This is a genomic window from Streptomyces sp. NPDC090741, from assembly GCF_044769045.1.
Classification (GTDB): domain Bacteria; phylum Actinomycetota; class Actinomycetes; order Streptomycetales; family Streptomycetaceae; genus Streptomyces.
Genome location: NZ_JBIVXF010000015.1, coordinates 53,259 through 69,431 on the forward strand (window position 1 = coordinate 53,259; position 16,173 = coordinate 69,431).

6 protein-coding genes are annotated in these 16,173 nt (G+C 71.2%); all 6 read right to left on the reverse strand.

Annotated elements, in window-relative coordinates; all coding sequences use genetic code 11:
- Window positions 1-7 precede the first annotated feature (7 nt).
- The 6 genes from ACIQU4_RS32200 to ACIQU4_RS32225 all read right to left on the reverse strand — a co-directional run bounded on the left by ACIQU4_RS32200 (window position 8) and on the right by ACIQU4_RS32225 (window position 16,166).
- Complete coding sequence (locus ACIQU4_RS32200) at window positions 8-709, reverse strand: hypothetical protein (protein WP_403738245.1); 702 nt, start codon at window positions 707-709, stop codon at window positions 8-10.
- A gap of 139 nt (window positions 710-848) precedes the next feature.
- On the reverse strand, window positions 849-2,090 hold the full coding sequence (locus ACIQU4_RS32205) for a cytochrome P450 (protein WP_403738248.1): 1,242 nt from the start codon (window positions 2,088-2,090) through the stop codon (window positions 849-851).
- A gap of 13 nt (window positions 2,091-2,103) precedes the next feature.
- Window positions 2,104-3,747 (reverse strand): phytoene desaturase family protein, encoded by a 1,644-nt coding sequence (locus ACIQU4_RS32210; protein WP_403738250.1) that lies wholly within the window; start codon window positions 3,745-3,747, stop codon window positions 2,104-2,106.
- A gap of 70 nt (window positions 3,748-3,817) precedes the next feature.
- Window positions 3,818-5,422 (reverse strand): phytoene desaturase family protein, encoded by a 1,605-nt coding sequence (locus ACIQU4_RS32215; RefSeq protein ID WP_403738253.1) that lies wholly within the window; start codon window positions 5,420-5,422, stop codon window positions 3,818-3,820.
- 73 nt (window positions 5,423-5,495) lie between these two features.
- Window positions 5,496-15,227 (reverse strand): amino acid adenylation domain-containing protein, encoded by a 9,732-nt coding sequence (locus ACIQU4_RS32220; protein WP_403738256.1) that lies wholly within the window; start codon window positions 15,225-15,227, stop codon window positions 5,496-5,498.
- Between the two features lie 117 nt (window positions 15,228-15,344).
- Window positions 15,345-16,166: a sterol desaturase family protein gene (locus ACIQU4_RS32225; RefSeq protein WP_403738258.1), complete on the reverse strand. Its 822-nt coding sequence runs from the start codon at window positions 16,164-16,166 to the stop codon at window positions 15,345-15,347.
- Between the last annotated feature and the right edge of the window lie 7 nt (window positions 16,167-16,173).

Here is a 16,173-nt window from a genome sequence, read left to right on the forward strand (position 1 = left end):
AGGTTCTTCAGGCGAGGACGTTGACCGCCCGGGCGATCACGAGTCCCAGGATGACCAGGGAGACGATGGACTGGAGGGTCATGACGCTCTTGGCCCAGGGGGCGAGTGGCATGACGTCGGTGGGGCTCAGTGCGGTGGAATTGGTGAATCCGAGGTAGAGGTAGTCGATGTAACGGGGGCGCCAGTGCAAGGCGTTCAGTTCGGGGCTGAGCTGTTGGGGAAAGGCGAGTGCGGGGGTGGGGGGCATGTGTCGGGCCCGCGTGGCCGGCCCGCCGCTGTCGAGTTCGAAGTACAGCAGGGAGAACGCGAGGACGGTGGAGGCCCAGACGCTGCCGCCGGCCAGCAGGAGGGCACTGGCGGAGTTGGTCTCGCTCCCGCCGTGGATGAGATCGTCGATCAGCCGTACGGTTGACCAGATGGCGCCGCACGCCAGCACGGTGACCAGGGCGATGGACACTGCGCGCAAGGCAGCCGAGCGGCGGCTGATCCGAACGGGGTCGCCCGAGATCAGCGCCACCAGGAGCAGTCCTTCGGCGAGGGGCAGCGCCCACCGGGGCCCCAGGCGCAAGTCGTCGGGCAGGAGCAGGGTCAGCACCGCGGAAGCGATGACGGCTGCGGCCATCGGCCAGCGGGTCTCTGCGTGCACCGCAGGCTGCGGCTGCGGCTGCGGCTCCGGCTCCGGCTCGTGCGGACTGTTCGCACGGTTCACATCTGCGGCCCCTCGAAGGTGAAGGCTCGTGGCGGCGGCTGCCTCGACGACCGTTCCTCGCTCGCCCGGACTCGAAGCTGGATCTTGGACCCACCGTAGACCGAAGCAAATACGGCGGCGTGATCGACACGCTTGATCCTCACCAGGCGACGGGTAGTGACCGGAGGCCGCTGAAGAACTCCTTGGAGCGCCATTGCAGCTCCTCCTCCGGTACGGCCAGCCGCAGACCCGGCAGGCGCGCCGTCACGCGCTCCAGGGCCGTCTGGAGTTCGAGACGGGCCAGGTGGGCGCCCAGGCAGTAGTGGATGCCGTGGCCGAAGCTGATGTGCGGGGTGCCCGGCCGGTCGAGCACGATGCGGTCGGGGGACGGGAAGACGCCGGGGTCGTGGTTGGCGGCCGCCTGGGAGACCACGACCGGTTCACCGGCCCGGACCAGGACACCGCCCAGCTCGACGTCCTCGCCCGCGTAGCGGGGCAGGGTGAGGCCGTTGAGCAGGGGGACGAGACGCAGGAGTTCCTCGACGGCGCGGGGGATCAGTTCGGGTTGGTCCCGGACGGCCGCCAGTACGTCCGCCCCGTCGGCGCCGGCCTCCCGCGGGAGCAGCAGGACCGCGAAGAAGTTGGCGATCTGGTTGGTGGTGGTGACGAAGCCGCCGATGAGGATCTCGTTGAGCAGCCCCGTCAGTTCGTCCTCCGTCAGGACGCCTCCGTCGCAGGCACGGACAAGGACCGTGATCAGGTCGTCCGCGGGCGCACGGCGACGGGTCTCGATCCATCCGTACATGCGGGTGAAGAAGTCCTTGGCGTGACGCTGCACGACCTCGGGCGTCACGCTGCCGGAACAGACGGTGTCCGCCCACGCCCGTACGGCCGGCTGATCGGCGTCGGGGACCCCGGTGAGTTCGCAGATGAGGGTCATGGGCAGCGGGAAGGCGAGGTCCTCCACGAGGTCGGCGGGCGGTCCGGCTGCCGCCATCCGGTCGAGCAGCCCGTCGGTGACCTCGCGGACGTGGCCGCGGAGCCGCTCGATGCGCCGGGCGGTGAACTCCTTGGCCAGCAGTGCGCGCAGCCGGGTGTGGTGGGGGGCGTCGAGGGCGATGAGGCCTCCGCCGGCCCGGGGCATGGGGCCGATACGGGGCTGGTCGCGGCGGACGGCCTCCGCAAGGCTGAACCGGGGGTCCGACAGGACGGCGCGCACGTCCTCGTAGCTGGTGGCGAGCCAGGCGTCGTCTCCGTACGGCAGCCGGACGCGGACGGGGGGCCGGTCGCGCAGCCGCCGGCAGCCGTCGGGCAGACCGAGCCCCCTGGTGGTCCAGAACGGGTACGCGAGGGGCTCCGGGGAGGTGTCCGGGGCGGGGGTGACATGAGGGGGCACGGTCACGGAGGCGTCCTTCTCAGCGGTGGGGGCCGACGGGGATGTCGACGTGGGTCGGCAGGGGCGCGCTGGTGTCGACGGAGGCCGTGAAGCCGATTCCGTCGTCCCGGCAGATGAACTGCATGACCTGGCGCCCGGCCGCGGCCGCGCGGATCAGGCCGCCGGTGGTGGCCCAGACCCCGGAGAGGTAGAAGTTCTCCAGGCCGGGCAGGACGGGTCCGTTCTTCTTGACGAGTTCCTCCATCGCCTCGCCGCTCTCCACGAAGGGCTGCCAGCCGAGGAAGGTGCCCTCGAAGCTGCCGGTGTAGCGGATCTGGGTGAGGGGGGTGCAGGTGTCCCGTACGGCGACGGAGTCCTTCAGCCCCGGATACAGCCCGTCGAGGAAGTCGACGACGGCGTCCCTGGTACGCCGCTTCGCGAGGGCATAGGCCTTGCCGCGCCGGACCGGGAGGGTGTGGAGTTCCGTCCCCCTGCGGGCACGGCTGAGCCGCTCCGGTCCCTCGGCGAGCTCCCGCCAGGGGGCGGTGTCGGAGAAGTAGGTGGCGTAGATGACGGTGGTGTCCCGGGGCGAGAGCTCGGGGTAGAAGCGGCTGCGGAACTGGACGTTGAGGCTGGGGTGCCGGATGCCGGTCAGCCGGGAGGCCGTCGCCTCGTCCAGCAGATGGGTGGTGGTGGGGTCGGCGTCCGGGAACGGGCGGCGCAGGCCGAGGAAGACGCTGGCGTAGCCGGGGAAGACCATGCCCGGCTGGTGCAGGGTCTCCCGGTACAGGGTGGCGTACTCGCCTTCCAGGTAGCGGCCGTCGAGCAGGTCGAGGAGCGTGGTGGGGCCGTCGCAGGCCGAGACGACGATGTCGGCGTAGTGCTCCTGGCCGTCGGAGAGGCGCACGCCGACGGCCCGGTCGTTCTTGACCAGGATCTCCTCGACCATGGCGTTGTACGTGATCTCGCCACCCAGGCTCAGGTAACGCTGCTCGATGGAGCGGGCCAGCCCCAGGGAGCCGCCTTCGGGCACCCCGGCCGACCGGTGGGCCTGCGCGGCCATCTGGAAGTAGAACGGCAGGACGGGGAAGCCCGGGTGCTTCTCGTAGAGGATGTAGTTGAAGGCGTCCCTCAGGAGCGGGTCCTTGAAGCGGGCCGAGTACTCCGTCATCAGCACGGACATCGAGGTGCGGAAGAGGTTGAAGTACGGCAGGAAGCCGGCCAGCATCCGCCAGCGCTCACGGCGGCTCATCAGCGCCACCGGCTTGAGGAAGGGGTACGTCGGCAGGCAGGCGATGAACTTGCGCAGTCCCGCGCAGAAGGACCGGATGGCGCGGGCGTCGGGTGGGGACAGGGACAGCAGGTGGCTTTCCAGCCGGTCGGGGTCGCAGTAGAAGTAGACGGTGCGGCCGTCGCTGCCCCGCACGGTGTTGAACACGTCGAAGTGCCGCATCTCCTTGCCCTGGAGCGCGCCGAGTTCGAGCCAGATCTGGTGCATCTCGTTGCCCGGACCGTTGCCGAGCAGCCAGCTGATGCAGGCGTCGAAGGTGAAGTCACCGCGGCCCCATCCGGTGCAGCAGCCTCCCGGGATCTCGTGCATCTCGAAGACCCGGGTGCGGTAGCCGTTCATCTGGCCGTACGCACCGGTGGAGAGGCCGCCGAGGCCCCCACCGATGATGATCATGCTGTTCCTGCGTGTCGTTGCGGTTGCCGCTGCCGTTGTCGTCGCCGTTGTCGTCGCGGTCACTTGACGGTCACCTCACCCTGCGGGTTTCGAGCTGGGGCAGCCTTCCGAGCTTGTCCGGATGCCAGGGGACCGTGCCGCCGCTCTCCCAGGCACGGAAGTCCAGACCGAGCTCCTTGCACAGGTACTGGGTGACGAACCGGCCGCTGGCGGCAGCGCGGATCAGGCTGCCGCCCCCGAACCACTGGCCCGCCATCGAGAAGCCGTCCAGGCCGGGCAGCCGCATCCGGTCCTTGTTGATCAGGCCGGTGATCACGTCGTCGGCCGGTGTGAAGGACTTCCAGCCGAGGATGCTGCCGCCCCGTACGCCGGTGTACCGCTCCGTGGTCGCGGGGGAGGCCACGTCCACGACCTCGATGGCGCGGCCGATGCCCGGGTGGTGCCGTTCCAGGAAGCCCCGGACGAAGTCGGCCACCTCCTGTTTGCGGGCCCAGTACGCCTTGCGGTCGCTGGTCCGCAGCCGTTTCCAGGAGTCGTAGTCGCTGAAGTAGGTGCAGTGGACGACGGACTTGCCGGGCGGGGCGAAACCGTCGGAGTAGCGCGAGCGCATCTGTACGACGAGGCTCTTCTGGAGGACGCCGGGCAGCGCCGCGCTGTCCTCGTCGGAGAGCAGGTAGGTGGTGCTGTGCCGGGCGGCCGGGTCCAGTTCGCCGTCGAGTCCGACGAAGGCCGAGACCACCCCCGGGTAGAGCACGTCCGGTCGGCTCATCATCTCGCTGAAGAGCCTGTCGATCTTCGGGCTCGTATAGCGGCCGCCGAGCAGCCCCTCGATGGTGGTGGCGCCGTCGCAGGCGGAGACGACGTGGTCGGCGAAGTGCCTTTCCCCGCCCCGGAGTTCCACTCCGATCGCGCGGTCGTTCTCCACCAGGACGCGTTCCACCCTGGCCCGGTAGTCGACCCGCCCGCCGAGTGCCGTGTAGCGCTCCTCCACCGAGCGGGCCAGGCCCAGGGAACCACCCTGCGGAAAGCCCGCGTTGAGGTGGAACGCGCTGGCCATGTTGAACAGGTAGGGCAGCAGCGGGAAGACCTCGTGGTCCTGGAAGAAGATGAACGGGAAGGCCCGGCGCAGCAAAGGGTCTTCGAACCGGTCGCAGAACTTCTCCATGCGGGTCACGGCGGTGCGCCACAGCAGCGCGAACGAGGGCAGGACGGCCCGCAGGGTGGCCAGCTTCTCGCCCGCGGACTGGAGCGGCGGCGGGGTCAGGAAGGGGTAGAGGTTGATGCGGGTGAAGCGCCGCAGGTCGCGGCAGAACGCACGGATCGGGCGGGCGTCGCCCGGCGAGATCTCCAGGAGGTGCGCTTCGAGGCGGTCGGGGTCGTTGTAGAAGGTGACCGAGCGGCCCGTCTCGTCGGTGACGGTGTTGAACATCTCGAAGTTCGCGATGGACTTGCCGTCGAGGGCGCCGAGCTCCCGCCAGACCCGGCTCGCGTCGTTGCCCCGTCCCGTGCCGGTGAGCCACTCGATGCAGTAGTCGAAGACGTAGTCCTGGCGCGACCATGCCGTGCAGCAGCCGCCGGGCAGGACGTGGCGCTCGAAGATCCGGGTCTCCGCGCCGCTCATCTGTGCGTAGCAGCCGGTGGAGAGGCCGCCGATGCCCGCGCCGATGACGATCACGCGGGGCGCCCTTCCCGGGCCACGGCCGCCTCCCGGGGCCCACCGGCCCCGGTCCTCCCATACGGGCCTGTCGTTACGCGCCACAGGGAGCCCCCTGCGTGCTGTCGTCGCCGAACGCGGAGAGGACCAGGGCCGCGTTCCGTTCGGCGGGCTTCTCGTCGAGCATCTCCGCGTGCAGGCCCGCGCCGCGTACCAGTCGGCTGACGGTGGTGGAGGCGCTGTGCCAGCTGCCGCGCTGTCCGGCCGCGTAGAACTCGGCCTTCGCCTCGTCGGAGATGACGGTGACCACGGCTGCGACCGCTCCGTGGTTCGGGGTGCGCCCGCAGTACTCCAGGTAGTCCCTGGCCTGTTCGAGGGTCTGAGCGGCGACGGTCTCGGAGTGGGTGTGACGGCGCAGGTGGTCCCGCAGTTCGCGCTCGAACGCGTCGGTGTGCTCGGCGGAGAGCCCGTACTCCTCCTCGATGCGGTGCGAGTCCATGATCACGACCTGGGCCACCACGCGCCCCCGCCGTTCGAGCTGCTTGGCGACCTCGAAGGCGAGGTTGCCGCCCAGGGAATAGCCGAGGAGGAGGCAGGGCCCCTCGGGGTGCAGCGACTCCACGAGGTCGGCGTAGCGCGTGCTCTTGTCGCCGTCGACGTGGTTGAAGGCGATCAGCTCGTACGGCCGGAGGTGTGCGGCGAAGTGGCGGTAGACGAGGCCGTGACCGCCGGCCGGCGGGAAACAGAAGACGAGCGGTCCCTCGCCCGTGTTGAAGGAGAGGTGGGAGAGGTTCCCGGAGATCCGGCCGGTGACGATGTCCTCGACCGTACGGGCCATGCCGTGCAGGGTGGTCACCTTGAAGAGCAGGCCGACCGGGATCGCGATGCCGAACTCCTTCTGAAGGCGGTGGATCAGCTCGATGAGGGTGATGGAGCTGCCGCCGGAGTCGAAGAAGTCGCTGTGCAGGCTGATGACTTCGAGGCCGATCACCCCCTTCCAGTGGGCTGCCACGCGCTCCTCGTAGAGCGTGACGGGTGGTTCGTGGCCCTCCTGCGCGGGCTCGGCCCGGGGCACGGGCAGTGCGTCCGGGTCCACCTTTCCGTTCGCGGTCAGGGGAAGGGCGTCCACTGTTTCCAGGCGGGCCGGGATGAGGTACGTGGGCAGGTGGGCGGCGAGGTGGCGGCGCAGGGCGCGGGTGTCCGGCTCGGTGCCGGCGGCGCGGACCACGTAGGCGCAGAGGGCCGGCTCGGCGCCGCAGTCGGTCCGGACCATGGCATGGGCGTCGGCGACCTCGGGGAGCGCCGTCAGCAGTGACTCGATCTCCCCCGGCTCGATGCGGTGGCCGCGCAGCTTGATCTGGGCGTCGGCGCGGCCGAGCAGGTGGATGCGGCCCCGGGCGTCCCTGCGCGCCAGGTCCCCGGTGCGGTAGAGCCGCTCGGGGACGGCACCCGGGCCGCGGTCGAGGGTGACGGTGACGAACCGGCGGTCGGTCTGCTCCGGGTCGCCGGCGTAGCCCAGGGCGAGGCCGGATCCGCCGGCCCACAGCTCGCCGGTGACCCCGGCCGGTACGGGCCGCCGGTGGGCGTCGAGGACGTGCAGCACGCAGTTCGGCAGCGGGGTACCGATGGGAACCGTGCTGTTCGGGTCGAGGCCGTCGGTGGGGCCGTCGAAGCAGGCGCTGTCGACGGTGGCCTCGGTGAGGCCGTAGGAGTTGACGACCCGGGTGTCCGGGCCGCACAGCGCGCGCAGCCGCTCGTACTCGGCGACCTTCCACGTGTCGGATCCGACGATCATCAGCCGCATGAAGTCCAGCCGGTGACCGCCCTCCTGGCAGTGGGTCATCAGCGCGCGGACCACGGCGGGGACGAATTCGGCGCAGTCGACCCCCTCGGCGGTCATCGCCTCGTGCAGCCGCGCCGTGTTGAGGAGCAGCTCGCGGTCGGCGAGGACGAGCCGGCCCCCCGAGCACAGGGCACGGACCAGGTCACCGGTGAACACGTCGAAGGACACGCCGGCCATCTGCAGATGGACGCCCGGGCCGGCCTCCAGTCCGTACTCCTCGCGCCAGGCGGCGCAGAGGGCCGCGAGGGCGCCGTGGGACACCTGTACGGCCTTGGGCCGGCCCGTCGAACCGGAGGTGTGGATGACGTACGCGGGTGCGTCCGGGCCGACGGGTGCGTCGTCGGCGCAGGTGGCGGCGGAGACGGCCGGGTCTTCGAGGTCCTGCGCCATGACGTCGGTCAGGAACTCGGCGCCGGGCACGTCCAGCCGCCCGGCGCCCGCCGGGTCGGTGAGGACCAGGCGCGCGGCCGCGTTGCCCGCCATGAAGGCGAGCCGCTCCACGGGGTGGTCGGGATCGAGCGGCAGGTAGGCGGCCCCCGCACGCAGTACGGCCAGCAGCGCGACGATCAGTTCGGGCGACTTCGGCAGGCACACCGCGACGACGCCGCCGCCCGCTCCCCGGGCCCGCAGCCGCCCGGCCAGGACGGCGGAGGCCCGTTCCAGCTCCGCGTAGGTCATGTGGCGGGCGGCGCCCCCCGGACCCGCGGCGGGAACCGTGACCGCGACCGCCTCCGGGGTACGGGCCGCCGCCCGCGCGAACCGGAGGTGCACCGGTGGTTCCGGGGCCAGTACGGGTCCCCTGGCGGCCGGGCCGTGCAGGATCTCGTGGCGTTCGTCCTCGCCAAGCATGTCGAGCCCGGCCACCGCTCGCTCGCCGGGAGCACGGGTCAGCGCGTCCAGGAGGTTGCGGTAGTGCCCGGCCAGCCGACGGGCGGTCTCGGGCCGGAACAGGTCGGTGTTGTACTTCAGGACGCAGTGGAAGCGCCGCTCCGACTCGTCCTCGTACGCCGACAGTGTGAGGTCGAACTGCCCTTCCTCCTCGGGCAGTTCGATGTAGTCGAGGTGGTAGCCGTACTGCTCCGAGGACACCTTGTGGGCGAGCAGGATGAACATCGCCTGGAAGACCGCGGAGCGGCTGGGGTCGTGCTGGAGGCCCAGCTTCTCGACCAGCAGGACGAAGGGGTACTCCTGGTGGTCGATCCCCCCGAGCACCGTCCTGCGGACCTGGGCGAGCAGGTCGGCGACGGTCGGGTCACCGGCCAGGTTCGCGTACAGCGGCAGGGGGTTGACGAAGTAGCCGTACACGGACGACAGGTCCTCGTCCGTGCGTCCGGTCACCGGGCTGCCGACGACGACGTCGTCCTGACCGGAGTGGCGGTGCAGCAGCAGGTAGTAGGCGCACAGCAGCACCATGAAGACGGTCACGTCGTGTTCGCGGGCCAGGGCGTGGACCCGGGCGCTGAGTTCGCCGTCGAGGACGAAGAACTCCGAGGATCCGTTGTGGGTCTGCACGGCGGGCCGGGGCGCGTCGGTGTGCAGGGTGAGCGGCGGAACCTCGGCGGGCAGCGCGCCGCGCCAGTAGTCCAGCATGCGGTCGGCGTCGGGGGACGCCAGGAACCGGTTCTGCCGGTTGAGGAAATCGACGTACCGGCCCCGGACGGGCGGCAGTTCGACGACGCGGCCCGTGCGCATGCCTTCGTAGAGGGCGAGCAGTTCCTCGATGAAGGTGAAGGTGGAGATGGCGTCGGAGACGATGTGGTGGACCGCCTTCATCAGCACCCACCGGTCCGGACCGCGCCGGAACAGCCGGAAGCGCATCAGCCGGTCGTGCGCGAGATCGTACGGCCTGCGGTACTCCTGGACGATCAGCTCGCGGATCTCGTCCCACTCCAGGCCCTCGACGTCGAAGACCTCCGTGTCCGGCTCGACGGCGTCCGAGACGGTCTGGAGCGGCCGGCCGTCCTCCATGACGAAGTTGGCCCGCAGCACGGGGTGCCGCGCCACGAGGGCACGGACGGCGGCGGTCATCAGCTCGGGATCGATCTCGGTGCGGACCTCGACGGCGCCGCCGATGTTGTACGCGAAGCCGTCCGGGTGGAGCTGCTTCAGGAACCACAGGGCCTTCTGGTTCTGGGTCAGGGGGTGGCGGGACGGGTCCTCGTGGACCTCCACCGCCGCCGCCGGATCCGGGCCCGCCGCCCTCGCTGCGAGCTCCCTGGTGGCATCGTGGAGCTGCGCGGTCAGTTCGTACAACGGGGCCCCGCTGAGCAGCGCCACGACCGGCAGCGCGACCCCGGTGGCCGCCTGGATCCTGGCCCGCAGCTCCATGGCGAGGAGGGAGTCGATGCCGTGGGCGCTGAGGCCCGCGTCCAGGTCGAGCTGGTCGGTGCTCATCCGCAGTACGGACGACGCGCAGCCGAGGAAGAGGTCCGCAACGAGCCGGGTGCGCTCCTCCTCATGGGCGGCGTCCCGGAACCGGTCCAGATAGCGGGCCTGTTCGTCCGGTGCGCCGCCGCCCGCGGCGGAGCGGTCCGCCGCCGTGGCCTTCGCGGCCTCGGCGGCCAGCTCCCTGACCAGCGGGGGCGGCGACGGGTACCAGGCGAGGAAGGTCTTCCAGTCGACGACGGTGGCGATCAGGAGCTGGGTGCGGCCTTGGCCGAGGACCCGCTCCAGGACGGCCATGCCCGCCGACGGGGAGAGCGAACTCATGCCCCGGACGGTGCGGTAGTGCTCGACCAGGCTCAGCTCCTCGATCATGCCGGTCGCCCAGGGCCCCCAGTCCAGGCTGAGCGCGGGCATCCCACGGGACCTGCGGTGATGGGCCAGGGCGTCGAGGAAGGCGTTGCCCGCGGCGTAGTTCGTCTGGCCGGTGGTGGTGAGCAGGGACGCGACGGAGGCGAAGAGGACGAAGTGGTCGAGCGGCTCGTCGCGCAGATGGTGGTGCAGGAGCCAGGCGCCCGCGGCCTTCGGGTCGAAGACGGAGTCGAACGCGGTGCGGTCCACGGCCCGGACCGGCGTGTCGCGTACGTGCCCGGCGAGGTGGAAGACGCCCCGCACCGCGGGCGCGTCCCGGTCCCGGTAGTCGGCGAGCCACCGCGTGAGGGCGTGCTCGTCGGAGATGTCGAGGGCAGCATGGACGGGGTGGGCGCCGAGGGCCTCCAGTTCCTTGACGAAGCGAACCGGGGAGTTCGCCGGGGAGTCCGGGTCGAGGGCGCGCCAGGTGGCGCGGTCGGGGAGTTCCGTGCGGCCGACGAGGATCAGGTGCCGGGCGCCCCGGTGGACGAGGTAGCGGCATAGCAGCCGGCCCAGCGCGCCGAACGCCCCGGTGACGAGGTACGCGCCGTCCGGGCGCAACCTGGGCGGGAAGGGGCGGGTGAGGCCCTCGGGGCGGGCGAGGCCGCTGATGAGGCGTCGGCCGTTGCGCAGGGCGACCTCGTCCTGCGGCCGGTCCGCGGCTGACGGGGCGAGGATCTCCCGGAGCAGCGCTTCGGCTTCGGCGTCGGCCTGCGTCGCGGTGTCCTGCGAGGTCTGCGAGGTCTGCGAGCCCTGCGAGGTCTGCGAGGTCTGCGAGGTCTGCGAGGCCTGCGAGGCCTGCGAGGTCTGCGGGCCGGACCCGTCCGGGGTGTCTGCCGATGGGAGCGGCAGGTCGATCAGCTTGCCCCGGTGCGCGGTCAGCTCCTGGTGGCGCAGCACCCGGCCGATGCCCCAGACGGGCGCGCCGAGGGGTTCGACCGGGTCTCCGGGGACGGCCGCCTGGGCCCCCCGGGTGATGAGGTGCAGGGCGGCCGGCGCGGCCGACTGCCGGGGGTCGTCCTGAAGGGCCTGGGCCAGTGCGACCACGGAGTAGGCGCCCAGTGCGCTGTGCGCGTCGAGGTGTCCGCGCCCGGTGTCCTCCAGGGCGGGCAGATCCAGGTTCCAGAGGTGGACGACGGTGTCGAGGGCCGGGCCATCGTCGGCGGTGAGGTCGGCGAGGTCGGCGAGCAGCCTGCGCAGGTCGTCGGCGCTGCCGGGGACCACCCGGGAGTCCCGTCCTTCCGGGTCGAAGGCATAGCCGTCCCCCGGCCGTACGAGGTGGCAGTGCGCGCCGCTCGTGACGGCGAGTGCCGCGAGGCGGTCCGCCACTGCGCCGGGCCTGTCCGCGAACAGCAGCCAGGTGCCGTGGGCGGACGGACCCGGGTCCGGGGCCACGGACGGGTCCGCAGCCGTCTCGGCGTCCCGGCCGCCGGATTCCAGCGGTGCTTGCGTCCAGGTGAGTTCGGCGAGCCATCCGTCGATGGTGGGAACACCCACCGTGGCCGACGTCCGTTCCACGTCGGCGGCGCGGAACCCGCGGACGTACCCGAGCGGCTCGCCGTCCTCGGCGTAGAGGGTGATGTCACCGACGAGTTCGTCCCCCGCCCGCCGTGTGACGGTGGCGTGCGCCCACAGCGGCCGGTCGCCGACCGGGACCGTGCGCACCGCGTCGATGGTGAGCGGCAGGAGCATCCCGCTCTCGGGAGCCGCGTGCGCGGACGAGAGTCCCGCGACGAGGAGCGTCTGGAAACAGGCGTCGAGCAGAACGGGATGCACATGGTGTCCGGCAGCGCTGCCGACGCACACGGGTGGCCGGATCAGAGCCAGGGCCTCGCCCTGTGTCCGCCACACTTCCCCGATGCCCCGGAACGCGGGGCCGTAGTCGTACCCGAGGGCGCTCAGCGTGTCGTAGCACGCGGTGGAGTCGAGGCGCCGGTCCGCCCGTGCCCGGATCGCCTCCCCGTCCAGCGGGGAGGTACGAGCGGGCGGGGTTCCGCCGCGCACCACGCCACAGGCGTGTACGGAGGGGGTATCGCCGCCGGTGGCCACGGTGAAGGCGGAGGTCTGTCCGGAGAGCGACAACTGGACGGCGCGGGGAGCGTCTTCGGGCAGGAAGAGGGCCTTGCGCAGTTCGATGTCCCCCAGCTCGGCGTCCGTGCCACCGGTCAGGGACCGGAGCGCCTGGTACGCCATCTCGACGTAGCCTGCCGCCGGGAACAACGTCCGCCCCTGGATGCGGTGATCGGCCAGGTAGGGCGTGCTCTCCACGTCGAGCGCCACTTCCCAGGCGGGCTCCGCGGTGGCGAGACGCCGGCCCAGCAGCGGATGGTCGACCTCGCCCAGCCTGACCTGCGCCACGGGCGCGGGTTCGGTCCAGTACCGGTCCCGCTTCCACGGATAGCGGGGCAGCGGTACCCGCCGCCCGCGCGGGTGCAGTGTTTCCCAGTCGACGGCGCAGCCGAGGCTGTACAGCGCGGCCAGGGAGGTCGTGAAGCGCAGGGCCTCGCCTTCGGCGCGCCGGATCGAGGGCAGGGTGGTCACGGTCTGGTGCGAGCCCCCGGCCCCGGCCCCGGGCGTGACCGTGGTCGTGGCCGTGGCCGTGGACGTGATGACGGCCGTGGGGTCGCCCGCACGGGCGGCGAAGCACTCCTTGATGGAGTGTCCGAGCACCGGGTGGGGTCCGATCTCCAGGAAGGTGCGGTGTCCGTCGTCGATCATGGCGTCGACGGCCGAGCGGAACCGGACGGTGTCACGGACGTTGTTCCACCAGTAACCCGCGTCGAGTTCGGGCCCCTCGGCGCGCCCCTCCCGGCCGGTGAGGTAGAGGGGAAGCCGCGCGGGACTCGGTTCGATCCCGGCGAGCTCCCTCAGCAGATCGGCCCTGATCTCCTCCATCCCGGCGCTGTGATAGGGGACCTGTACGTCCAGGAACTTGGCGAACACGCCGTCGGCGTGCAGCGCTTCCGCGTACTCGGTGAGCGCCGCCCTCTCCCCTGCCAGGGTCAGCGCGCCGGGGCTGTTCACGGCGGCGACGGACAGGCGGTCCCCGAAAGTCGCCGCGCGCCGTGACGCCTCGGCCTCGGGCAGACCGACGGCCAGCATGGTGCCCGTACCCGCGAGCCGGTGCTGCAGGCGGCTGCGGTGCAGGACGATCCGTACGGCATCGCGCAGGCTGTAGACCCCGGCCTCGTAGAACGCGGCGATCTCGCCGGTGCTGTGACCGACGACCGCGGAGGGGTGAACCCCGTGGGCGTGCCAGAGCGCGGCGAGGCCGACCTGGACGGCGAAGTTGGCGGGCTGTGCGAGCCAGGTCTGCGCCATCCGGGACTCGTCCTCGGCGGCGTTCAGTTCCGCGGTCAGCGACCAGCCGGCCTGTGCTGCGATCTCCCGGTCGACGGCCTCGACGGCCTCCCGGTAGATGGGCGAGGTCTCGAACAGCTCGCGGCCCATGGCCCACCACTGCGGCCCCATGCCGGTGAACACCCAAGCGGGTAAGTCCTGTTGTCCCTCACGGCGCCTGCCGCGCAAGACGCGGGGGTGGTCCTCGCCCCGGACGCACGCCGCCAGCGCCTCGTCCAGATCGTGACGCGTCTCGTACACCACGGACAGCCGGGCGTCATGGTGCTGCCTGCGGCGGGCGAGGGAGTGGGCGAGGTCCGCGACGGAGGCGGGATCGGCCGCGGGGTCGGCCGCGTGCGAGCCCTGGGCTGCCAGTTCGGCTCGGACGGCCTCGGCCAGACCCGGCAGCACGGAGGCGTCGTGGGCACTGAGCGGCAGCACGTTGAACGGGAGGCCGTCGGTGGCGGAACCCTGCTCGGGGACGCGCGTCGGTGTGTCCTCGGCGGTGCGTGCGGGCGCCTCTTCGAGCAGCACGTGTGCGTTGGTGCCGCCGAATCCGAAGGAATTGACGCCCGCGCGGGCCGGTCCCTCGTGAGGAGGCCAGGGGGTGACCCGGTCCGGGATCTCGTAGGGCGCGGCGTCCAGGTCGATCGCGGGATTGATGCGTTCCAGATTGATGTGCGGCGGGATCAGCCGGTGTTCGAGGCTGAGCGCGGTCTTGATGAGACCGGCGATCCCGGCGGCGGACTCGGTGTGCCCGATGTTCGTCTTGACGGAACCGATGTAGCAGGCGGCGCCCGGCTTACGGCCGATGGCGAGGGCGCTCGCCAGCGCGTTCGCCTCGATCGGGTCGCCCACCGGCGTGGAGGTGCCGTGGGCCTCCACGTACTGGAGGCTGCCCGGGGTGATCCCGGCCCGGGCGCAGACCTGCTCGATCAGCGCCGCCTGGGCGTCGGCGCTGGGGACGGTGATGCCGTTGGTGCGTCCGTCCTGGTTGACGCCGGTCTCCGTGATCACGGCATGGATCGGGTCGCCGTCGCGGACCGCGTCCGCGAGGAGCTTGAGAACGACGATGCCCACACCCTCGGCTCGGACGTAGCCGTTGGCGTCGGCGTCGAAGGTCCGGGAGAGGCCTTCGGGTGAGAGGAAGCCCCCCTTGGTCTCGGCGATGGTGTATTGCGGTGTCAGATGCAGCAGCGTGCCGCCCGCCAAGGCCAGCGAACTCTCGCCGCGTCGCAGACTCTCGCAGGCCAGGTGCACGGCGACGAGGGAGGAGCTGCAGGCGGAGTCGATGGAGAGGCTGGGGCCCCGGAAGTCGAAGCAGTGCGAGAGCCGGTTCGAGACCATCGTCATCATCGTGCCGGTCGCCGTATGGGCTTCGAGGGTGTCGAACCTGAGGTCGGAGAACTGCAGGATCTTGTAGTCCAGGGTGAACGCCCCGACGTACACCCCGACGTCCCGCCCTGCGAGTTCCGCCGGCTTCTGTCCGCCGTCCTCCAGTGCCTCCCAGGCGACCTCCAGGAGTTTGCGCTGCTGCGGGTCCATGGCGTGCGCCTCGCGGGGGCTGATGCCGAAGAACGCCGGATCGAACTCGTCGAAGCCGTCGATGTAGCCGCCGCGCCCGCCCACGAGGCGGCCCGGTTTCGCCTTGTCCCTGCTGCCCAAGCCCGCCGCGTCGTACCTGTCGGCCGGCGTCGGCGTGATGCAGTCCTTCCCCTCGATCAGATTTCGCCAGAAGGACCGGTGGTCGTTGGCTCCGCCCGGGAAACGGCAGCCGATGCCGATGACGGCGATCTTCTCCGGGGGCGTTGCGGGCGTGACCGGCGGGGACGTACGGGCTCGTGCAGACATGGGCGTTCCTCGAGTCGCGAAACGGGCGCGCGCGAAAGGAGCGGCGCGCGCCGCATGAACGTGAGCAGGCAGGAGACAGAGAAGGCGGGGAGAGATGGTGCGGAGAGCGGAGACCCGTCACCCGGCGGAGCGGCGCCAGGGGTGGACGAGCGTGTTGAGAATGCGACCGGTGGCCGGGAAGGCGCGGGGATCGGTCAGTCCGACCGCCGCCGGCTCACGGCCGGGACGCCAGGTGAAGGTGCCGAAGAGTCTGTCCCATACGGACAGGTCGGAGCCGTAGTGACCGGCCTCGGACAGGTCGGTGCTGTGGTGCAGTCGGTGTTGCTCGGGACCGGCGAGGACATGGTTGAAGGGCCCGAGCCGCACCCGGATATTGGCGTGGACGAAGTAGCCCTGCGCCACGACGAAGAGCCCCACCCCGAAGACCGCGCGCTCGGAGAATCCCACCAGCGCGAGGGCCAGTTGGACGAAGCCCTGTGAAATGACCACGTCGGCCACGTGGTTGACACCGTTGTTGGCGACGTTGACCTTGCCCGGCACGTGGTGCACTCCGTGCAGTCGCCACAGCCATGCGTAGGTGTGTCCGGCCCGGTGCACCGCGTAGCTCGCGAGGGAGCCGAGCAGGAGTGCCAGCGGGATCTCACCCCACAGCGGAAGCAACGGATACGGATTCGCCACCGCGCCGACGGCCAAGAGCACCAGGCTCTGCCCGAGCGCGCCCCCGATCGCGGTGAGGACGTAGTACACGGCGTAGTACCCCCACTCCTGGCGGTCGGGCCGCCACGAGGGGTTGTACGGGATCAGGAACTCCAGCACCACGAGAAGGCCGAGTACCGCGAACTGGAAGAGGAAGGTAGCCATACCCGGTGCCCATCCGCGCCACTCGGTGAGGGCGAAGACGGCGACGGCGGCGAGCAGCAGGACGGGTTGAGCCGCCATAGCCACT

Bases quoted from the DNA above. Each gene is read 5' to 3' on its own strand.
- ACIQU4_RS32210 (WP_403738250.1), bottom strand. From the start codon at position 3,747: ATGATCATCATCGGTGGGGGCCTCGGCGGCCTCTCCACCGGTGCGTAC.
- ACIQU4_RS32220 (WP_403738256.1), bottom strand. From the start codon at position 15,227: ATGTCTGCACGAGCCCGTACGTCCCCGCCGGTCACGCCCGCAACGCCC.
- ACIQU4_RS32225 (WP_403738258.1), bottom strand. From the start codon at position 16,166: ATGGCGGCTCAACCCGTCCTGCTGCTCGCCGCCGTCGCCGTCTTCGCC.